The sequence below is a fragment of the Pantoea sp. Sc1 genome (genome assembly GCF_000255315.1).
Classification (GTDB): Bacteria; Pseudomonadota; Gammaproteobacteria; order Enterobacterales; family Enterobacteriaceae; genus Pantoea; species Pantoea anthophila.
The window spans coordinates 63,864-83,973 of sequence record NZ_AJFP01000002.1 but is presented as its reverse complement, the minus strand read 5'-3'; the positions used below and the strand labels follow the sequence as shown (position 1 = coordinate 83,973).

Genomic DNA, 20,110 nt, shown 5'->3' with positions numbered 1-20,110 from the left:
GCTAATATATCTATCCGATATGCGTTTCACCGCAGCTAAAATGGCATCTCCTCTGCAGCCTGCCTGAACCCGAATCCCCGTGCATAACCGCAATAGGGTTCTCAATTTACACCAGGTCTTATCCTTGCTATATCTTATCTCAAATCAGCGGGCACCCTGTCCTCTCAGTCAGACCATGCGTTTATAGGGGGTATCGAAATGAATCAGACCCACTCCGTTCCGGAAATTTATAATCCTGATGTGCCGTACCCAGTGAAGTGCGAGATCGTGACCCAGTTGTGCCGGGCACTGGCTGCCCATAAAAACATGACCCCGGACGATCTGAGGAAGTATCTTCTGGATAAGCTTCATGTGGATTTCGAAAATCTGGATGATAACCCGGTAGGAATGCTGCTCTTATACGAGTACCTCTATTCTCAGCGTCCCCCGGCCTGTGCCGAAGTGAAAGAAAACCTCCACTAAGAATAACCTCTGGCGGGGAATTTATTTACCGCACCACCCCGCCTGTGACCGCGCCTTTCAGCAATAAAAAACCTCACCCGATGCCGAACGTGGCCGGTTATTTCACTCTCATCAGAAGATACAGCCCCACTGCGCTTTTGCAGAACCCGGGGGCCGCGCGAGGCACCGACGCCTGTTGAGATCACTCCGTCAGACGCGCCAGCATTTTGCCTCTGTAAGTATAAATAATCGCGCATATCAGCAGGCTAAGCAAAGCCGTGCAGATAAAGACACCCGCGCCGGTTGTCGCCAGCATTACCCCACCGATTAACGGTCCGACAGAAATTCCCAGAGACGACAGCATTGAGGCACCCAGATAAGCCCCCCGATGCGCTGCCGGTGCCAGTTGATCAAGCAGGATGTTCAGGTTCGGCATCAGGATCGCTTCTCCGATACTGAACAAACTGGTTACCGTAAGCCAGAGCCCGATATCTGTCGAACGCGTACAAAAAAAGCAGATTTGCGAAAGTGCGAAAATTAACCCGCCCAGAAGAATGCGTTTTGGCAGGGAAACGGGTGCCAGAAACCGCATGATAAACGTCTGAAAGACCAGAACGGTGCAGGCATTCGTCACCAGTATCAGAGTAACCAGTTTTATGGCGGCATCCCCATCCAGTATAAGGAGGTACTGGGGCAGGATGGCTTCGTAGTGGATGAATACAATACTGCACAAAATGCTGCACAGCAGCGCGGCAATATAGATTTTGTCCCTGGCAATAATACGTACAACCTGATGCAGTTTTAACGAAACCTCACTGCCAGCCTGTGACGCTTTCAGCAATTTACCCGCGGGCACAAATAGCAGGACGTAAACGAAAAAAGGAATATACGACAAACCCGTAATCAGGAATGTGCCCTTCTGAGAGGTAAGCCCGAACGCAATTCCGGTCAGCGGACCAAATACCGCGGCGACGTTGATAAGGTAGTAGCGCATTTGCAGGGCAAGCGCTCTGCGGCGGCGGTCCACCAGCAAATCACTCATGAGTGCACGCAGAGGAGGGTCAACCCAGGCAAAGGAAATGCCGATGATCATCAGGCCAATGAAAAACAGTCCGATGCCTGCGGCCTGAGCAAGAATGATATAGCCCAGCGCAGAAAAACCACAGCCCATGAGGAGAATGACGCGTCGACCCAGCCTGTCTGAGATCTGCCCGCCATACATACCCAGCACCACTGAAAACAGTGCGCTGCTGGTCATCGCCACGCCAATCGCAATCGGTGACATATGATAATGCTGTGCCATGATCACGGAGATAAAAGGCCAGGCCATGAAATAGCTGAAGCGGATGACCAGCATAAAAAACAGCAGCGCATGAACTGTTGCCGGAAAAGATTTCAGCGTCTGGATTAATCCTGCCGCCGTGCCCTCCTCTGCGACGGGTTTAGTTGTCATAAATCTCCTTATTCTGTTTTATGAATGCATCCCGCGCGCAGCAGCGCATAAGTGATTAAATAGTAATAAAATTATTTCACATATCGTGCAATACAAATGTTAAAGAAAGGTTTTATTCGCCATCTTATAAGGGAAAGATTCTTTATCTGAGAGCAATGTAAGGGAATGCGCAAAGCAGATAACAGAAAGCCGACATTACTGCTGATATCAGGGCAGCCCTCACTCCAAACCGTTAACAGGCATATCAGGGGAAATTATTGGTTGCTACTCTGAAAGGTAAAAGGTCTGCTCATAATCGGTAACAGGAGGCAAGAAAATGCTGGCTTATATCACGACAGGAACCAATAACTTTCAGCGCTCCGTTGACTTTTATAACGCTCTGTTCGACGTCCTGGGCTATGAACGGCAGCCTGCCTGGACAGAAGGCTGGGCAATGTGGGGGAAAGGAAATCATCCGGATGAAGGATTCAGCTTCTGCCTCTGTCCTCCCTTTGACGGTCATCCCGCAACGGCGGGAAACGGAACAATGTTCGCTTTCAGCGCCGATAACGCCGACATTGTCAGACGGTTTCATGCCGCTGGCCTCCTTGCGGGAGGAAAGAATGAAGGCGAGCCAGGAACACGAACCGCGTACGGACCCGATTTCTATGTTGCCTATCTGCGCGATCCTGACGGACATAAGCTGGCATGCGTTTATCAGCACTATTCTCCTGAAAAAGATAACCCTGCAGCGGAAGAATAGTCACAGGACGGATAAAATTTTATGGTTTTAACGTCCGGGAAATTCAGCCGTGAAATGAAAAGCTTCCGGCTAATTTTCAAAGAATATTTAAATCACCCTGAAGCATTAACGCAAAAAGGGAAAATTCCAGATTTTCCCTAATAGCCACGCATGCAGACGGGGATTAGTTTATCTCTACCCAGCGTCAACCGTTCACGTTTTTAATGACGAAAAGTCGTTAAAGTCTATAAAGCTTAAATGAGCCGACGCCCGACCTCTTGCAATGAGTGGTGCTATTTTATCTTGCCAGCAGATAAATTCTCTCTTCCAAACGGAATAGTTAATCTGGCTCTGATTTTAACCCTTATCCTTGCTGCGGATGACGTCTGATCCGTTGAGTACCGGGTCCGGCTCTATAACTTTATTGGACGCTGGCCGTTGCGTGCCTGAAATAAATAAAGTCGCGCTTTATTTTAAAGGCATCGCCTACTCACAACCTGGTATATACGGAGATTTCCATGGCATTTTCAGGCACGGGCCGCGTCACAGTTGTTTCGCTGACAAACGGTCAGACACTGTCTCAGTTTACTTCAGACAAATTACACTCTGTTCTGAATGAACCCGCGATTATTACGCTTCAGGGCCCGCCGTCTCAGGTTTCCTCTTATCAGAAACAGGGGCAGGATCTCATTCTCAACCTGCAGGAAAGCGACTCGCTTCGCTATCAGAACTTCTTCACTGATTTTGCAGGCCAGCAGAGTACGCTGCGTTTTCAGGAGGGAAATTTACTGCATCAGGCGCGGTTCAGCCGGGATGTCACAGCCGATACGCAGAGTGTCGCCACGCTTACGCCAGAGTGGCATTCTTCTGACCATGCGAAGTCCTTAACGCCCCTCCCGCCCCAGCCTGTGGCAGAGCCTGAGCCCGCCTTATCAACGGTGGAAACCACAGAAAGCCTCTACCTGGCTCCGACAGATCCGGCGTTAAACGGTGCAACTTTCACTCCGGGGGTTAGCAGCAGCGAAAAAAACGCCTCCTTAACGCTGGCGTCCGCTGCTGAAATTTCCACTTTAAGCGCGCCCGCTGCGTCTGACGACGTGAAGGCAACCCCTGCCGCTATTCCGTTACCGGCGCTGACACTGGATCCCGTTACCGGCGACAATGCAGTGAGTTACCAGGAGGGGATCTACGGCATTCTCTTCACCGGCACCGCCGCGCACCTTGCCTCCGGCACTCCGATTGAACTGACGCTGGACGGCAGAACCTGGCAGGGCAGTGTCTATCAGGATAAGTGGCAGGTTCAGCTTTCTGACAGCGACGTCAGGACTATTCAGGACGGCAACCACCTTATTAACGTCAGCGCAACGGACCCTGAGGGTAACAGTACCAGCCTGAGTCAGAATCTGCTGCTGATCACCCACTACAATGGCAGCAATCCAAAAGTCACCGTTAATAACATCACTCTGGCGGATGCGGTACAGCATGACGGAGACACCTGGTATCTCCTTAGCGGCACCCTGGAAACATCGCTGCCGCTCAAAAACTTTGCTGTGCAGGTTGATGATACCTTTCACTGGAATTATGCGGTGATCCAGCCGGATGGCAGCTGGCGGGCGGAAATCAGCGCGTCGGAGCTGTCTCAGGGTGGCAACAGCCTGTCGTTTGGCGTGCTGGATGGTGCGGGAAACTGGTTTGAACAGAGTGGTTATGTCACAGCCGACCTCACCACGCCGGTTGAGGGCGGGGGTGGCGTTCCGCCGATCACCGACGACAATCCAGCGGATGGCGGCAATACCCCACCAGCCGACGGTGGCACGCCGGTTCCGCCCGTCAGTGCCCCGCCATCTTTAACCATTAACAGCTTTACCGGTGACGGCGTATTAAGCGCCGAAGAGAAACTCACATCACAAACGTTCAGCGGCACCACAGAAAATCTTGCCGCAGAGAGCACGCTGACCATTATGCTGAATGGTCAGTCCTATACAACAACCCTGGCTGCGGATGGCAGCTGGAGCGTCATCCTGCCGGCTGCCGATCTGCAGGCACTGCCGGTCGGATCTAACCGCATCAGCGTCACCTTTGAAAACAGCGCTGGCGGTACGACTACCGCCAGCAAAGCGATCACCGTCGAGCCGTCAGTTCCGCCGTCTGATGCAACCCCGCCACAGCCGACCATCGACACGCCGTTTGGCGATGGACTGATGAACGCCAGTGAGCGCTTTGAGCCCATAACGCTGAGCGGCTCTACCGGCGTGACCGGGGCGGGCCAGAAGATCACCCTGGACGTGGATGGGGTTAACTATGCGGGCACCGTGGACAGCCTGGGCAACTGGTCAGTCTCGCTTTCTGCCCTCCAGCTGGCAGACGCAGAGTTAGCAGAGGGGAACCATACCATCACGGTGACCGCTACCGATCGCTGGGGCCAGTCTGGAACCAGTGAGGCAACCTTTATTACCGATACGCAGGATCCGCTTGTCAGGATTGATCCGCTGGCCGGGGATGGAGTGATCGACAGTCAGGAAATCAACAGCGCGCTGGTGATCGCCGGAAGCAGTGAAGCGGGCAGCACGATTGAGGTTACCTTTGGCGCCCTGCACTGGAGTGCCATCGTCGATCAGAACGGTCAATGGCAGTTCCCGGTGCCTGCAGAAACGCTGCAGGGGATGGAGGAAGGCAGTTACTCTGTCGTGGCCAAAGCAACCGATGAAGCGGGTAACAGCCGCTCTGCCTCAGCAGGCGTGCAAATCTATGCGTCTGATGCGTTACCGCAGCTGACGCTGGATCCGGTCACCGGCGACAATGCGGTGAGTTATCAGGAGGGGATGTACGGCATTATCTTCTCCGGTACGGCTGCCCATCTCCCCTCCGGTACCCCGGTTGAACTGATCCTGGACGGCAGAACCTGGCAGGGCAGCGTCTATCAGGATAAGTGGCAGGTTCAGCTCTCTGACAGCGACGTCAGGACTATCCAGGACGGGAACTACCTCATTAACGTCAGCGCAACGGATCAGAATGGTAACAGTACCAGCCTCAGCCAGGATCTGCTGCTGATTACGCATTACAACAGCAGCAACCCAAAGGTGACGGTCAACGACATCACTCAGGCAAATCAGACAGAGCATGACGGTGAGACCTGGTACGTCATCAGCGGCACGCTTGAAGCGCCGCTGCCGCTCCAGACCTTTGCGGTACAGGTTGATGATACCTTTCACTGGAATTATGCGGTGATCCAGCCTGATGGCAGCTGGCGGGCAGAAATCAGCGCGTCAGAGCTCTCTCAGGGCGGCAACAGCCTGTCGTTTGGCGTGCTGGATGGCGCGGGAAACTGGTTTGAACAGGGTGGCTACGTCACGGTCGACCTGACTTCACCGGTCAGTGACAACAGCGGCGACCCGGTGCCGTCCGTGCCCGATAATCCCACCGACGACGGCAGTACCCCGCCTGTGGTGGATCACCCCGGCGAGCCTGCCCCTGTCATTGATACCCCATTTGGTGACGGCTGGCTCAATCGTGCAGAGAAAAAAGAGGGCGCGACGCTGACCGGCACAACTGGCGTAACCGGTAGCGGTCAGACGGTCACCGTGATGACTGGCGGCAAACATCACCTTGCTGAGGTCAGTGACGATGGCCACTGGAACCTCTCCCTGACGCCGGAGACAATGAAAAAAGGGTTCGGTCATGGTCAGCACGACATTGTCGTGACCGCGACTGACGCAACAGGCCACACGGCTACGATAACCACGACCTATCAGGCAGATGCCTGTGCCCCCAGAATCGCTTTTACCCATCTGACAGAAGGACAGAAAATCGATCTTAATGCTGGCAGCCTGCAGCAGCGGATATCTGGCACAGGTGAAGCGGGCGATATCGTCACAGTCAGTCTGGGTGACCACCAGTGGCAAACCACCGTTACCAGCAAAGGCAAATGGGCCGTTCAGCCTGAGGCGCTGAATGCGCACACCGCTGAACCGGGCGAGTATATGCTTACCGCAAGTATTCGCGATGCGGCAGGTAACGTTAATCACGTTTCGCACGTCGTCGAGCTTTATACGTCCGATCCACAGCCAGCACTTGCGCGCGCGATGGATAGCACTTCCTTTCATCACAACAGTGATGGCCATAGCGACACACCAGAGACACAAAGCGGTGAAACGCCCTCGCCTTCTCTGTTAAATCTGCTTACCCATCTGGACAGCGTTGCCGGTCACGACACCCTGATGCCGAATGGCTCGCACGAGGCGCTGGACTTTACCTCGCTCGGGCTGTCAGTCAGCAATAGCGGGGTCATCGACCTGAATGCCTTCAGCAGCAACAGCGTTACGCTGGAGCAAAAAGAGCAGTTACCGCTGACTGGCGATACCCGTGAGTTGATGACGATAAAAGAGGCAGAGGGCAATGCGGTCACGCTGAGTACCACCGAAGGCGGTGTCTGGAGCGAGGATGGGCAGCGCAACATTGACGGCCATCAGTACGATCTTTATCACACCCCCTCTGCCAGCTATGAGGGTTCGCTGGCTGATCTCCTCATTCAGCATAATCTGTACGCTTAACTGATCTGATCCAGCAGGCCAGGGTGGATTTACTGCCCTGGCCTTTTGCTGTCAGGCGGCTGGTGGTGTTGTGAAAAATCACGCCTGCCGTCAAGCCTCCGCAACAAAATGACAACATTAATAACAAAAAAACATCTTTGTTAAACTTGTGTATAACAAAACTCACCTGTTTCACTAGGCGAAACGGTGTTTTACTGGATAAAATCAATGGAAACAGCAGGGATTCATTTTTATGTCCGCCAGGAAGGCCCAGACACAATCTGAAGTTGATGATTGCACAACAAAAATTACGCAACGTTATTAATTATGTCCTTTTTCAGATAAGGGCGAGCAAAGGAAACGGGTACAGAAAGGAATATCTCTGTGCTCAGGAAGAATCGGTATAAATTTTAAAAGAGCGCCAGATGAAGTCATCCAGACGATCATTTCTTCGGAAAACATTTTCACTCATTCCCATTGCCGCGGTCGCGGGAACAACAGCAGTCAGCGCGGTCGCATCGGCCAAAGAAAAAGGGGAAACGTTTCATTACGTCCCGGTATTTTTTAATAACGACGAGTGGCGGTTCATTTTAGCGGCTACCGACCTGCTGATCCCTGAGGATGAGTTCGGCCCCGGTGCGGTAAGTGAAGGTGTTCCGGTCTACATCGACAGACAGATGGAACTCCCCTACGGTCATGGCTACCTCTGGTATATGAGCCCCCCGTTTCAGGAGTCGATTCCGGAAATGGGCTACCAGACTAATCTGGTGCCGCGTGATATTTACCGCAGAGGGATCGCCAGCCTGAATAAATATTGCCGTGATAATCTCCAGCATAATTTTGCCGATTTAGCCAGAGACAAACAGGAAGCCATTTTACATGACCTGGATGCCGGCAAATTAAGTCTCGACGCTCTCTCCGGAAAACTCTTTTTCTCTCAGTTATTACAAAACACGAAAGAGGGCTATTTAGCCGATCCCGTACATGGCGGTAATCAGACCATGGCATCCTGGAAACTGATCGGTTTTCCGGGCGCACGCGCGGATTTTATTCAGGTGATGGAGAATCCAGACAAACCTTATCCCTTAGGTCCGGTCAGTATTTCTGGTAAGTATGGTGCATTAAAATGACGATTAAAAAAGAACCGGTTGATGTAGTCATTGTTGGCTTTGGCTGGGCGGGCTCGCTGATGGCAATGGAACTGGCGTCAACGGGATTGAAGATTGTCGCGCTTGAACGGGGTGAGCAACGGGACACTTATCCTGATTTCGCCTATCCGCGCATCGTTGATGAATTAACCTACGGCGTAAGACTTAAACTCTTTCAGAACATCTCAAAAGAGAGTGTCACGGTCAGGCACACCACTAAAGATACGGCTCTGCCCTATCGCCGTATGGGCTCTTTCCTGCCGGGCGATGGTGTCGGCGGAGCGGGCGTTCACTGGAATGGATTATTGTGGCGTCCTCTGGAAGCCGATCTCAGACTGAAAACGGTCGTCACCGAGAAATATGGTGCCAGCTTTATTCCGGGGGATATGACCCTTCAGGATTACCCTTTCACCTACAGTGAAATGGAACCCTATTTCGATAAGTTTGAGCGGATCTGCGGGGCTTCAGGCCAGGCCGGAAATCTTAATGGAGAGCGCATTGACGGCGGTAACCCGTTCGAAGCGCAGCGTGCGAATCCTTTCCCGACTAAACCGCTGCTTTATCAGTACTCCGCCATGCTGTTTGAAAAAACTGCGAAAGAGATGGGATATAACCCCTTCCCCGGCCCGGCGGCGATATGCACCGAAGCCTACACCAACCCCTATGGTGTCGCACTCGGCGTCTGCAACTATTGCGGTTTTTGTGAAAAATTTGGCTGCTACAACTATTCAAAAGCGTCACCGCAAACCACGATTATTCCGGCGCTCAGGCAGTACGACAACTTTGAGCTGCGCTGTAAATCGCATGTGTTACGCGTCAACAAAGACAGTTCGGGCAAACTGGCCACCGGCGTCACCTATATCGATGAAAATGGCCGTGAAGTCGAGCAGCCCGCGTCCGTTGTCATTCTCAGTGCCTTCCAGCTCCATAACGTCCGGCTGCTTTTGCTCTCTAAGATTGGCAAACCCTACAATCCGGAAACCGGCGAAGGCGTGGTTGGAAAAAATTATGCCTATCAGATGCTGGGTGGCGCCAAACTCTTCTTCAATGAAAAGACGTGGTTTAACCACTTTGCCGCTACGGGTGCCTCAGGGGCCTATATAGACAATTACAACAGTGAAAACTTCGATCACGCCGGAGTGGGCTTTATCGGCGGCAGCACCGTCTCTGCCCATGTGACCGGTGGCCGGCCGATTGAACAGACGGTCACACCGAAGAGCGCGCCCAGATGGGGAACGGGCTGGAAAAAGGCCATCCGGGACAGCTATCTACATAACATGAGCATCGGCGTCAGCTCCTCCGTCATGCCCTATAAACAGTGCTACCTCGACCTCGATCCGACCTACAAAGATGGTTACGGACTGCCGCTGTTAAGGATGACCTTTGACTGGCAGCAGAATGAACTCAGGATGACCCAGTTCATGGCGGGCAAAACGGAAAATATCGTCAAAGCGATCGGACCTGACGCTTACGATATGGGGTTCAAGTCCCTCTCTGCGCACTACGACGTTCGCCCTTATCAGTCCACTCACACCACAGGCGGCGCCATCATGGGAGACAGCCCGGCGACCAGCGTGGTGAATAAATATCTTCAGTGCTGGGACGTTTCCAACGTGTTCGTGGCCGGCGCAAGCTGCTTCCCGCAAAACCATGCCTATAACCCAACCGGAATCGTCGGCGCGACCACGCTCTTTTCAGCGAACGCCATAAAAACGATTTACCTGAAGAACCCCGGCCCGATGGTTCAGGCTTAAAGGAATAAGACGATGAAGATAACCTGTGTAAAGTTACTGCCCTTTTTAACTTTATTGTTTAGCTTCGCCTCTGCTGCGGAAGAGACTGCGCCGGATAACATCAGCAAGGGAAAATATATTGCTACAGCGGGCGACTGCGTTGCCTGTCACTCCATTGCGGGCAGGGCGAGCTTTACCGGGGGGCTGAAGATGTCGACGCCAATTGGCGCGATCTACTCAACCAATATCACCCCCGATAAAGAGACCGGCATCGGTGACTATTCCTACGACGATTTTGCCAAAGCCTTACGCGAGGGCATTGCGAAAGATGGACGTCATCTTTATCCGGCGATGCCCTACACGGCCTATGCCAGAATCAATGATGAGGATATGCATGCGTTATATGACTATATGATGCATGGCGTTCAACCCGTCCACCAGCAGAACATAAAAAGCGACATTCCCTGGCCGCTGAATATGCGCTGGCCTCTGGCCATATGGAACAGCGTTTTTCACGACGATAAGGTTTACGCGCCTGACACCACGAAAAGCGACGCGTGGAACCGGGGTGCCTACCTTGTCCAGGGATTGGGTCACTGTGGCACCTGCCATACGCCGCGCGGCATTGCTTTTCAGGAGAAAGCGCTGGATCAGCAGGGAAAAAGTTATCTGACCGGCGGAACACTGGAAGGCTGGCACGCGCCCGATCTGACGGGAAATGTTAAGTCGGGACTGGGCGGCTGGTCGAACGAGGATATCGCGCTATTCCTGAGAACAGGTCGCACCAACACCTCGGCTGCTTTTGGTTCGATGACCGACGTGATTGAGCACAGTACGCAATACTGGAGCCAGTCCGATCTCAATGCGGTCGCAACCTATCTGAAATCAATCGGCTCATCGGCGTCCGAAACGCCTCCTGCACCCCGCAAAGACGCGACAACCGCCGCACTCATCAGGGGCGATGTTAGCATGCTGGGTTCCAGACTCTATATGGATAACTGTTCTGGTTGCCACCGCCTCGATGGCAAGGGGTATGCAAAAACCTTCCCTTCCCTTGCCGGTAACTCTGCGGTCCTGAGTGATGACCCTTCGTCGGTTATCAGCATTGTGCTGCGAGGAGGCAAAATGGCGGTTACAAAGGATGCGGTGACCGGGCTGGCGATGCCAGATTTTGCCTGGCGTCTCAGCGACCAGGAGGTGGCTGACCTGGTGACGTTTGTCCGCAATAGCTGGGGTAATCAGGCACCACCGGTGAAAGCGGAACAGGTCGAAAAACTACGTAAAGAGTTGCCCGAACCGACAAAGCCCACCCCTGAAAACCGGAATCAGTAAGCAGCAATAAAAAAAAGTCGCGTCCCCTCCGGGCGCGACGTTTTTGTTTACAGGCACCTGCACTGATCTGCTGCCGTCTGCAACCGACAACGCTCCCAACAGATTCGCTCCCGGATGATGGCCGGTTCAGCATCAGCCCGTTTCCGCATCGCTGCCGTGATGATGACCTTTAAGACGCTCGCGCTGCCGTGTTTTTCGGCCTGTCACGACCATCGCCACGATAAATACCGCGGCAAACAGCACCACAATGGTCGGCGCGGGCGCGCTGTCGATGAAGAACGAGAGATAAACCCCGCTCAGCGACACCAGCACCGATACCCCGGTTGCCACCAGCAGGGCATGTGAAAAGCGCCGGGTCAGCAGAATCGCGATCGCGCCGGGCGCAATCAACAGCGAGATCGACAGAATAATCCCCACCGCTTTCAGGGTAGCGACGATGGTCAGCGAGACCATACACAGTAAGCCGTAATGGAGCCAGCGCGCGGGCAGACCGCTTACCTGTGCCTGCTGCGGGTCGAAGCTGAACAGCATAAAATCACGCCATTTCACCACAATCACCAGCACGATAAGCACGGCGATAATCAGCGTCTGAATGAGGTCCGCTCCGTTAATACCGAGCATGTCCCCGAACAGAATATGGTCGAGATGCACCTCTGGTTTCACCGCGACATAAAGAATCAGCCCCACCGCAAACATGCCTGAGAACACAATCCCCAGCACCGTATCCTGCTTTATACGACTGTTATCCTGCAAAAAGCCGCTGGCGACAGCACAGAACAGCCCCGCCACAAACGCGCCTGCCGCCAGCGGTGCCCCCACCATCCAGGCCAGCACGATGCCGGGAAAGACCGCATGACTCATGGCATCGCCCATCAGCGCCCAGCCTTTCAGCACCAGAAACACCGACAGCAACGCGCAGGGTATGGACACCACCAGCGCGATGAGCAGCGCATTGTTCATAAATGCGAACTGAAAAGGTTCAGCTACCCACATCAGCCTGCCTCCTTTTTAGCCTGATGCCGGCCACGACGCCGGTTAGCCAGCAGACCATGTCGCGGTGCAAAAATGAATGCCAGCAGAAAGAGCAGCGTCTGGGCGACCACAATAATGCCGCCCGTCGCGCCATCCAGGTAGTAACTCGCCCATGCGCCGAGAAAACTGGTGAGGCTGCCAATCGCCACCGCAATGACCAGTAGTCGCGGGAAGCGGTCGGTCAGCAGCCAGGCCGTTGCCCCCGGCGTCACCACCAGACAGATCACCAGAAACGCGCCGACCGTCTGCAGTGCCGCTACGGTTGAAAGCGCCAGCAGGATAAAGAAAAGGATTTTCAGCCGTTCAGGCTGCAGACCAATCGCCCGGGCGTGCTGCTCATCAAAGAAGGTCACCATCAGATCCTTCCATTTAACCAGCAGAACCGCGATCGAGATGCCGCCAATCAGCGCCAGCTGCAGGATATCCGCAGGCGCAATGGCCAGAATATTGCCCAGCACAATGGTCTGAATGTTTACCGCTGTCGGGTTGAGCGACACCATAAACAGGCCAAGACCAAAAAAGGAGGAGAAGATCAGACCGATGATCGCATCCTCCTTCAGGCGGGTGCGCTGATTCAGCAACAGCATGCTGCCCGCCGCCAGGCCACCGGAGAGAAACGCCCCCAGTGCGAAAGGCAGGCCCAGCATATAGGCGCCCGCCACACCCGGAACAATGGAGTGTGACAGCGCATCACCGATCAGCGACCAGCCTTTCAGCATCAGATAACAGGAGAGAAAAGCGCAGAGTCCCCCGACCATGGCGGAGACCCACATCGCATTGAGCATATAGTGGTAACTGAAGGGCTCCAGCAACAGTTCCATGGTCAGCGCCCCTCCTGGTGTGCACCGCGCGGCGCAATAAAGGGACGCTCATCGTCGGTGATGATCTGATCATCCAGCCCTTTCACCATAACGTGACGCAGCACGCCGCTGAATGCGCGTTCGAGGTTAGCCGCCGTGAACGTCGTCTCCGTCGGACCGCTGGCCAGAATGGTGCCTTTTACCATCACGGTGTAGTCGCAGAATGCGGTCACCGACCCCAGATTATGCGTGGAAACCAGCATGGTCTTGCCCTCATCGCGCAGCTCGCCCAGCAGGCTGATGATTCTGGCCTCGGTCTGAACATCCACGCCGGTAAAAGGCTCGTCCAGAAGGATCACACTGCCCTGCTGGGCAATAGCGCGCGCCAGAAAGACCCGCTTCTTCTGGCCACCGGAAAGTTCACCAATCTGGCGATGCCGGTATTCGAGCATATCCACCCGCGCCAGCGCCTCCGTCACACTCTGCCGGTCGTGCGCTCTGGGGCGACGCAGCAGGCCCATGTGACCGTAACGCCCCATCATCACCACATCCTCTACCAGCACCGGAAAAGACCAGTCCACCTCTTCCGACTGCGGCACATAGGCCACCAGACTCTGACGCAGCGCCTGGCGGGTAGGCATGCCCAGAATCGAGATGCTGCCGCTGGCGAGCCGGACAAATCCCATCAGCGCTTTAAACAGGGTGGATTTCCCCGAGCCATTCACACCCACCAGCGCCGCAATCGATCCACCCGGCACGCTGAAGCTGGCATCCCGCAGCGCGGTATGGCCGTTGCGCCAGGTGACGGTAACATCGGACACCACGATAGTCTCTTTCATTGCGCGGACTCCCCGGCTCTAAGGCCCTTCACCAGCGTCTCCGTCGTCACGCTGAGCAGATCCAGATAGGTTGGCACCGGACCCTTAGCCTGACTCAGGGAGTCAACGTAAAGCACCCCACCATAATGTGCGCCGGTTTCTCTGGCGACCTGACGGGCAGGCTTGTCGGAGACGGTACTCTCACTGAACACTGCGGGGATGCCCTGCTTCCTGACCTGATCGATCACTTTTCTGACCTGCTGCGGCGTCCCCTGCTGGTCAGAATTGACCGGCCACAGGTAGAGCTCTTTCATCCCCAGATCGCGAGCCAGGTAAGAAAAGGCCCCTTCGCTGGTCACCATCCAGCGTTTGTTCTCCGGGATCCCGGCTATCTGCTGGCGCAGAGGCGCGATCGCAGCACTGATTTTCTGCTTATAGGCGGCGGCATTCTGGCGATAGGTTTCCGCGTTCGCTGGATCATATTTCACCAGCGCATCGCGAATGTTATCGACGTAAATCAGCGCATTGTCCGGTGACATCCAGGCGTGTGGATTCGGTTTGCCGTTATAAGGCCCCTCGCCGATCCCGATTGGCGTGATGTCGGCAGAAACAATCACCTCCGGCACCCCCTCCAGGTGCTGATAAAACCGCTCAAACCAGCGCTCCAGATTGAGGCCGTTCGCCATGATGAGCTGTGCGCCCTGCGCGCGTTTTATATCGCCCGGGGTGGGCTGATACTCATGTATCTCAGCCCCCGGTTTAGTGATTGAGGTCACCTCCGCAGCCTCACCCGCCACGTTCTTCGCCATATCCGCGATGACAGTGAACGTCGTCACGACCTTAAATTTTTCTGCAGCATTACTGCTGGTGGCCATCAGTGTGGTCAGCAGCGCACTCAGTAATATCGCGGTGATTTTTTTGAATGGGGCCATACGGCACTCTCCGGAGGTGGTTAAAAACAGAACACAAATAGCCTGAGCTATTTTTTATAGCACAGGCTATACCTGTGCGAAAGCTCACCTGTGTGAAGTTTCTTCAGCGGCGGGTGTCAGATGTGAAGTTATGTAAATACCATGATTAAGATAATGAAACACAATGCTTTATTTCTGCACCCCGGGGGCAGTCAGTGAGAATGAAGCTGGCAGAAAACAGGCTGTTTATGCCGTTTCGCTTTAAATGGAGAGCGGGTTAAGCGAATCGGCAAAAATAAGATGATTCGGAAAAGGCGATTCAGCCGGATATCGCCCGTCATGACACGAGCGTCAGAACGTTTTATCCGTTCAGGAAATGGACAATTAATATTATCTTATCGATAGGCTGAATTGATTAAGTTTCTTAATTTTTTTTGCTACAGTTAAAGTTACTTACCGCAATCACCCAGGAGGATATTGTGTATTTTTCCAGCGATGAAAAAGCAAATGTCATCATTGGCGAAGCTGCAATGAACCTGTTTACTGCCGGTCAGGAAGTCAACGTTGAACTGCTGATAAATGAGCTACAGGTCATGGCTAACTCGGAAGTTAATGAGATTCGCCTTGAAAAACTGAAATGTGCGCGTCAGTGGCTGATGGGCTTTAAAACCATCGGTTCGCGCGGCAATGCCCCGGCAAACTGGCTTTCCCGATCGTTCGGTAAAGAGTCAGCCATTCCCGCCCCGGCGGATGACATCGTCATTAAACACTGAGCATCGTACTTATCTCCCTGCCGACCTGCTTGTACAGGTCGGAGCGTCCGGGGGTGATATCGATACAAAATTCTGGTACAATTTTTACCTCGCCTGACATCCTCGTAACATGCTGTTTTAAAAGCGATAGCATTTTTTGCACAAAAAAATTAACGCTAAAAATTCAAAATCCTGTACAAGTTTTGGAAAGGTGTATAATTTGCATATCCAGAGCGTGGCATTTTTAATCACTCGAGGACATCAACATGCGTCAGAACGGTCAAAGCCCGGAAACGATCAGCGATATTGCCCGTTACTTCAATCAGGCCAGCTCACCTTCCCAACAGGAGACGCTAGGATCGGTTGTCGTTGAAATTCTGCGCGCAGGTCAAAGTCTCAGTCGCAAAGCGATCTGTAGCAAGCTTCTGCGTCGCCTCGAGTTCGCCGCCACACCAGAACAAGAGAATCATTTGCATGAATTGATCGCGATGCTTTTTCGCCGCGAAGATTAATGCCCTACCACGGCCCGCAGAGTAACTCAGGACGTCTGCTTTCAGCCCTCGTTCAGGAAGATTCAGTTTAGTTAAGAAGCCCAGCACTGCCTCCCCGTATCAGGTGCCCGCAATCGCACCTCCTGACGGATACGGGCCCGCAGCATGGCCATTGATTCGTAATCAGAGAAGCCAGTATGTACAGAAGTGAAGACGAGAAACTGACAGATGTCATGATCGGTGAAGCCGTTCTGACATTACTCAAGTCAGACAAACCGGTATCCAGCAATGCCCTGATCGCACAGCTTGAAGTGATGGCCGCTGCTGCCAATGATGATGCCGCGAAGGTTTCGATTATTCGCAAAGCCATCATTGAAGTCCGTAACGGTATGGTTGCAGCACGCAAACGTGTGAAGGGTGACGTTACCGAACGTGAAAATACTGCACATCGTATGAACAGTGACGGGCCGCCTGACGGCTCCAAAAAACACTGATTGAAAAATGTTGCGTATTAGATGTGCGCGGCTGACTTTAAGCGAAGCGGCAGCCACATTAAAAAATTTTAGGCCGGCTGGGCAAAACGAAAACAGCGTCTACACTCGTTTTTGACTTCAACCATTGCGTCTGACTCCTTTTCTTTAGAGAAAGAATAACCATGCAACACTCTTCAACAGATTCATCCATCATTGAGTATTTCCGTAGTGAAGGCGATCTGCTTGCTCAGGAAACTGAACTGCTGGGCGCAATCATTCGCGACATTGTGGCTGACCAGGGACGCGTAACAAATAAAGCCATCATCCTCTATCTGATTGCAGAGCTGGAATGCACTTCCGACGTAGTCAGGGGTGATGTGTTGCGTAAGACACTGGAAATTGTGGTAGGCCGCACACCTGACGATGCGGGCATCTGACAGGCGGCCCTGCGCTGCATCGGTAGCGCAGGGTATCTCATTCTCCCCCATCGCTGATTATTGATTATTCCTGACTTTTCATTATTACTCCCTTTGACGGCATGTCAGAGCGGATGACTTTATGAAAATACAATTGATATTAATTATCGTATCGCTTTTGCCTATCCTGTGAAGCAGGTAAGGCAGAATGAATGATTATGAGCGCTGCAAATATGATGATGCAGAGAACAGGTAGCCTGAAATAGAGCCTCTCTGCGGCAAAAGTTACCGCAGCGTGATAATCAGATATCTAATAACAGGCGAGAATGGTCAGACTGCCCTTTCAGATTAATCGCTGAATACTTTGCCGGATATTTTCAGGCCAGGTAAAGGTGGCGGGGTCAGAATAGAAATAAGGCTGGAGATGGCACCCCTGACTGGTGCCATCAGCCTTAATGCATTTTGCGGGTAAAGAAGCTTATTGCTTCCAGACACAGTGCTTTCAGCCGGCTGTCACGCGTCTCTTCGCTCAGGCGAAACAGCGCGTCCGTGATGTCGTGAAAATTAACCGGCTCTCCCGCCTTGATTAAATCACTGACTACCGCGCCAACCAGTGCACGGATCTCGCTATCGTTGTCGTACTTCACACGACCTCCCAACGGTGTATGAATGTACAGTCTATCATTAGCGAGAACTAAAAAACAAAAAAGCCGTTACAGCGGAAATATAAGCGAAGCGGCAGAATGTCTATTATTTAGCCAACATCAGAAACCTCTCGAGCATTATTTCCGGCTAAGATAACAACGGCGTTTTGAATAGCAAAGGCGGCACAAGGGTTAGCGCTTTGCTTATATTCAGGCGATAAAGCCCTGGCTGAACAGCTTATTTACACGTTTCCGGCTTATTCATTTCCCTGCCAGCCTGCACCACCTCTCATACTGCAACATAACCCATTCGGGTAATATCATGCAGTATGATAAAACAGACTTTATTCTCCGGCTAACGGGCGGGCACATGGCAAAATTCACCCTGAAACAGATCGCTGCCCAGTCGGGACTGAGTCTGGCAACCATCGATCGCGCGCTGCATCAGCGCGGCAACGTGCATGCCCGCACAGAACACCGTATTCAGCAGGCAATAGCCGACCTGGAACTGATGCACAAAGCGGGACTGGCCAGAGGGCGGACGATCTATTTTGACGTCATCATGCATACGCCTGACCGGTTCCAGCCTTTGATCCGTGAGGCTCTCAGCAGCCAGATCGCCAGCTTTGCCGCGTTTAAACTTCAGCTGCGTTTTCACCTCGGGGCAAATCTCACAACAGAGGGGATTAACGCGCTGCTGAATAAAAATGCGCTTCACAGTCACGGGGTCATTCTCAAAGCCGCCTGCGCTGAAGCGCTCTACCCTACCCTTGAAGCCCTGCTGAAACAGCGAGTGCCGGTGGTCACCATGATGAGCGATCTGCCCGGCAGCGCGCGCCTGCGCTACATCGGTATGGATAATTTTGATGCCGGAAAAGTGGCGGCCTTTCTGATGTCAAAATGGCTGCGGGTGACCCGTTCGCACATCCTGGCAGTGACCGGCAGCCATGACTTCATCGGTGAAAGGGAGCGAATCGACGGTTTTCAGCGTGCAATAGCGCAGTTTGCTCCTCAGCATCAGGTGAGCGTGGTCGCTGGCGGATATGGGATTGATGACCGGATGCATCAGTCGGTGACGCGCTTTTTGCAGCAGCATCCGGATGCAGATGCGGTCTATACCGTGGGCGGCGGGAATCCCGGCATTCTGCGCGCTTTTGCCGGAGAGAAGCGCACGCTGAACGCCTTCATCGGGCACGATCCCGATCGCGAGAACTGTGCGCTACTGCATCAGGGTAAAATCGATGCCCTGATCGAGCATAATTTACAGCTCGATGCGCTGCACGCCTTCAGAACCCTGCTGGCGTTTCATGGATTCCTGCCGGCATCTGAGCCACCCGCGCCCTACTCCAGAATCAACATCATCACCCGTTACAACATGACGGCCTGAAAAGCCTCCTCCCGGATAAAAAATCAGCGCTGAACCGGGGCCGGCTGGGGTGACAGCCTGACGTGGTCAATCAGTGCCCGCAGCTTGGGAGCCAGATTTTTGCGGCTCGGAAAGTAGAGATAAAAACCGGCAAACGTGGGCAGCCATTCGTCGAGTAACGTCACCAGCTCGCCCCGATCGATGTAGGGCCGGAAAGTTTCCTCCATCCCAAAACTGATGCCGCCGCCAGCGCAGGCGGTGCGGATCATCACGCCCATATCATTGGTCGTCAGTTGCGGATTGACGGCAACATCAAACTCGCGCCCCTGCTCAGCAAACTCCCAGCGGTATGGGGCCAGGCCCGGTTCCTTGCGCCAGCCGATGCAGCGATGATGCACCAGCTCCTGCGGATGTTGCGGCGTCCCTGCACGCGCCAGATAGTGCGGTGACGCCACGGCAACCTGACGCTGAGCAACCGAGACCGGCACCGCAATCATATCCTGAGCAATCACCTCCCCCAGTCGCACCCCCGCATCATAACCCTGCCCGACAATATCAAACTCTTCATCGGTCACGGTGATGTCCAGCTCAACGTGTGGATAGGCGGTGATGAAGCTCGCCAGTAGCTCGCCCCCCAGCATGCGTTCCGCGATAGAGGAGATCGCCAGCCTCAGCTGTCCTCGTGGCTCTGCCGCCAGTTCAGCAATGTCGTTAACGGCGCGATTCAGCGCGCTGATGGCCGGTGCCACCTCGGCATAGAGTCGCTGTCCCGCTTCCGTCAGCTGAACTGACCGCGTCGTGCGCTGCATCAGCGTGATATTGAGCCGGTCCTCCAGCCGCCGCAGACTCTGACTGATGGCCGGACGCGTCACGCCCAGCTGTTCTGCCGCCAGCCGGAAGTTGCGCGTCTGTGCCACGATAACAAAAATTTCGAGCGCATTTTTATCACTGTTCATTGGTTAGTTTCAGTTACCAGTCTGTAAAGCGGTTGATGGATTATCTTTATAATCGACCCGTCGTAAGATCGCCACTCACAACCTGAGTGGAGAG

18 protein-coding genes are annotated in these 20,110 nt (G+C 53.6%); 11 read left to right on the top strand and 7 right to left on the bottom strand.

Going from position 1 to position 20,110, the window contains the following annotated elements; all coding sequences use genetic code 11:
* Positions 1-198: 198 nt before the first annotated feature.
* Positions 199-462: a hypothetical protein gene (locus S7A_RS21430; protein ID WP_009092784.1), complete on the top strand. Its 264-nt coding sequence runs from the start codon at positions 199-201 to the stop codon at positions 460-462.
* A 181-nt stretch (positions 463-643) separates the two neighbouring features.
* Here S7A_RS21430 and S7A_RS18190 read toward each other — a convergent pair whose 3' ends face one another.
* On the bottom strand, positions 644-1,798 hold the full coding sequence (locus S7A_RS18190; RefSeq protein ID WP_237712325.1) for an MFS transporter: 1,155 nt from the start codon (positions 1,796-1,798) through the stop codon (positions 644-646).
* A 412-nt stretch (positions 1,799-2,210) separates the two neighbouring features.
* Between S7A_RS18190 and S7A_RS18185 the strand changes: the two genes are divergently transcribed.
* The 5 genes from S7A_RS18185 (at position 2,211) to S7A_RS18165 (ending at position 11,357) form a co-directional block, all read left to right on the top strand.
* Positions 2,211-2,636, top strand: coding sequence for a VOC family protein (locus tag S7A_RS18185; RefSeq protein ID WP_009092782.1), 426 nt, complete (start codon positions 2,211-2,213; stop codon positions 2,634-2,636).
* A gap of 497 nt (positions 2,637-3,133) precedes the next feature.
* Positions 3,134-7,165, top strand: coding sequence for an Ig-like domain-containing protein (locus S7A_RS18180; RefSeq protein ID WP_009092781.1), 4,032 nt, complete (start codon positions 3,134-3,136; stop codon positions 7,163-7,165).
* Between the two features lie 404 nt (positions 7,166-7,569).
* Positions 7,570-8,274, top strand: coding sequence for a gluconate 2-dehydrogenase subunit 3 family protein (locus S7A_RS18175; RefSeq protein ID WP_009092780.1), 705 nt, complete (start codon positions 7,570-7,572; stop codon positions 8,272-8,274).
* Positions 8,271-10,046 (top strand): GMC family oxidoreductase, encoded by a 1,776-nt coding sequence (locus S7A_RS18170; protein WP_009092779.1) that lies wholly within the window; start codon positions 8,271-8,273, stop codon positions 10,044-10,046. The genes S7A_RS18175 and S7A_RS18170 overlap by 4 nt, the downstream gene beginning before the upstream one ends.
* Positions 10,047-10,058: 12 nt before the next feature.
* Positions 10,059-11,357, top strand: a complete 1,299-nt coding sequence (locus S7A_RS18165) for a cytochrome c (RefSeq protein WP_009092778.1) — start codon at positions 10,059-10,061, stop codon at positions 11,355-11,357.
* Between the two features lie 132 nt (positions 11,358-11,489).
* Here the strand turns inward: S7A_RS18165 and S7A_RS18160 are convergent, their stop codons facing one another.
* The 4 genes from S7A_RS18160 to S7A_RS18145 are packed head-to-tail and all read right to left on the bottom strand — an operon-like array spanning position 11,490 to position 14,939.
* Complete coding sequence (locus tag S7A_RS18160) at positions 11,490-12,350, bottom strand: metal ABC transporter permease (RefSeq protein WP_009092777.1); 861 nt, start codon at positions 12,348-12,350, stop codon at positions 11,490-11,492.
* Entirely contained in the window at positions 12,350-13,210 is an 861-nt protein-coding gene (gene sitC, locus S7A_RS18155; RefSeq protein ID WP_009092776.1) for an iron/manganese ABC transporter permease subunit SitC, read from the bottom strand. Before sitC ends, S7A_RS18160 begins: the two co-directional genes overlap by 1 nt.
* Before the next feature lie 2 nt (positions 13,211-13,212).
* Positions 13,213-14,028: a manganese/iron ABC transporter ATP-binding protein gene (locus S7A_RS18150; RefSeq protein WP_009092775.1), complete on the bottom strand. Its 816-nt coding sequence runs from the start codon at positions 14,026-14,028 to the stop codon at positions 13,213-13,215.
* Positions 14,025-14,939, bottom strand: a complete 915-nt coding sequence (locus S7A_RS18145) for a metal ABC transporter substrate-binding protein (protein WP_009092774.1) — start codon at positions 14,937-14,939, stop codon at positions 14,025-14,027. Before S7A_RS18145 ends, S7A_RS18150 begins: the two co-directional genes overlap by 4 nt.
* 458 nt (positions 14,940-15,397) lie before the next feature.
* Between S7A_RS18145 and S7A_RS18140 the strand changes: the two genes are divergently transcribed.
* The 4 genes from S7A_RS18140 to S7A_RS21000 all read left to right on the top strand — a co-directional run bounded on the left by S7A_RS18140 (position 15,398) and on the right by S7A_RS21000 (position 17,071).
* Complete coding sequence (locus S7A_RS18140) at positions 15,398-15,691, top strand: hypothetical protein (protein WP_009092773.1); 294 nt, start codon at positions 15,398-15,400, stop codon at positions 15,689-15,691.
* A gap of 245 nt (positions 15,692-15,936) precedes the next feature.
* On the top strand, positions 15,937-16,182 hold the full coding sequence (gene ycgZ, locus S7A_RS21005; protein WP_009092772.1) for a regulatory protein YcgZ: 246 nt from the start codon (positions 15,937-15,939) through the stop codon (positions 16,180-16,182).
* A 176-nt stretch (positions 16,183-16,358) separates the two neighbouring features.
* Entirely contained in the window at positions 16,359-16,655 is a 297-nt protein-coding gene (locus tag S7A_RS18130; protein ID WP_009092771.1) for a hypothetical protein, read from the top strand.
* 161 nt (positions 16,656-16,816) lie between these two features.
* Positions 16,817-17,071, top strand: a complete 255-nt coding sequence (locus tag S7A_RS21000; RefSeq protein ID WP_009092770.1) for a biofilm/acid-resistance regulator YmgB/AriR — start codon at positions 16,817-16,819, stop codon at positions 17,069-17,071.
* Positions 17,072-17,502: 431 nt separating this feature from the next.
* Here S7A_RS21000 and S7A_RS18120 read toward each other — a convergent pair whose 3' ends face one another.
* Positions 17,503-17,697, bottom strand: a complete 195-nt coding sequence (locus S7A_RS18120) for a hypothetical protein (protein WP_009092769.1) — start codon at positions 17,695-17,697, stop codon at positions 17,503-17,505.
* A gap of 367 nt (positions 17,698-18,064) precedes the next feature.
* On the opposite strand from S7A_RS18120, the gene S7A_RS18115 reads away from it, so the two are divergent.
* The gene (locus tag S7A_RS18115) at positions 18,065-19,081 is read left to right on the top strand and encodes a substrate-binding domain-containing protein (RefSeq protein WP_033736792.1); all 1,017 of its coding nucleotides are present in this window, start codon (positions 18,065-18,067) and stop codon (positions 19,079-19,081) included.
* A 23-nt stretch (positions 19,082-19,104) separates the two neighbouring features.
* Here the strand turns inward: S7A_RS18115 and S7A_RS18110 are convergent, their stop codons facing one another.
* Entirely contained in the window at positions 19,105-20,016 is a 912-nt protein-coding gene (locus S7A_RS18110; protein WP_009092767.1) for a LysR family transcriptional regulator, read from the bottom strand.
* Between the last annotated feature and the right edge of the window lie 94 nt (positions 20,017-20,110).

Excerpts from the sequence above, each read along its gene's own strand:
- S7A_RS21430 (WP_009092784.1), top strand. The coding sequence starts at position 199 with ATGAATCAGACCCACTCCGTTCCGGAAATTTATAATCCTGATGTGCCG.
- S7A_RS18190 (WP_237712325.1), bottom strand. The coding sequence starts at position 1,798 with ATGCTGGTCATCCGCTTCAGCTATTTCATGGCCTGGCCTTTTATCTCC.
- S7A_RS18185 (WP_009092782.1), top strand. The coding sequence starts at position 2,211 with ATGCTGGCTTATATCACGACAGGAACCAATAACTTTCAGCGCTCCGTT.
- S7A_RS18180 (WP_009092781.1), top strand. The coding sequence starts at position 3,134 with ATGGCATTTTCAGGCACGGGCCGCGTCACAGTTGTTTCGCTGACAAAC.
- S7A_RS18175 (WP_009092780.1), top strand. The coding sequence starts at position 7,570 with ATGAAGTCATCCAGACGATCATTTCTTCGGAAAACATTTTCACTCATT.
- S7A_RS18170 (WP_009092779.1), top strand. The coding sequence starts at position 8,271 with ATGACGATTAAAAAAGAACCGGTTGATGTAGTCATTGTTGGCTTTGGC.
- S7A_RS18165 (WP_009092778.1), top strand. The coding sequence starts at position 10,059 with ATGAAGATAACCTGTGTAAAGTTACTGCCCTTTTTAACTTTATTGTTT.
- S7A_RS18160 (WP_009092777.1), bottom strand. The coding sequence starts at position 12,350 with ATGTGGGTAGCTGAACCTTTTCAGTTCGCATTTATGAACAATGCGCTG.
- sitC (WP_009092776.1), bottom strand. The coding sequence starts at position 13,210 with ATGGAACTGTTGCTGGAGCCCTTCAGTTACCACTATATGCTCAATGCG.
- S7A_RS18150 (WP_009092775.1), bottom strand. The coding sequence starts at position 14,028 with ATGAAAGAGACTATCGTGGTGTCCGATGTTACCGTCACCTGGCGCAAC.
- S7A_RS18145 (WP_009092774.1), bottom strand. The coding sequence starts at position 14,939 with ATGGCCCCATTCAAAAAAATCACCGCGATATTACTGAGTGCGCTGCTG.
- ycgZ (WP_009092772.1), top strand. The coding sequence starts at position 15,937 with ATGCGTCAGAACGGTCAAAGCCCGGAAACGATCAGCGATATTGCCCGT.
- S7A_RS18130 (WP_009092771.1), top strand. The coding sequence starts at position 16,359 with ATGTACAGAAGTGAAGACGAGAAACTGACAGATGTCATGATCGGTGAA.
- S7A_RS21000 (WP_009092770.1), top strand. The coding sequence starts at position 16,817 with ATGCAACACTCTTCAACAGATTCATCCATCATTGAGTATTTCCGTAGT.
- S7A_RS18115 (WP_033736792.1), top strand. The coding sequence starts at position 18,065 with ATGGCAAAATTCACCCTGAAACAGATCGCTGCCCAGTCGGGACTGAGT.
- S7A_RS18110 (WP_009092767.1), bottom strand. The coding sequence starts at position 20,016 with ATGAACAGTGATAAAAATGCGCTCGAAATTTTTGTTATCGTGGCACAG.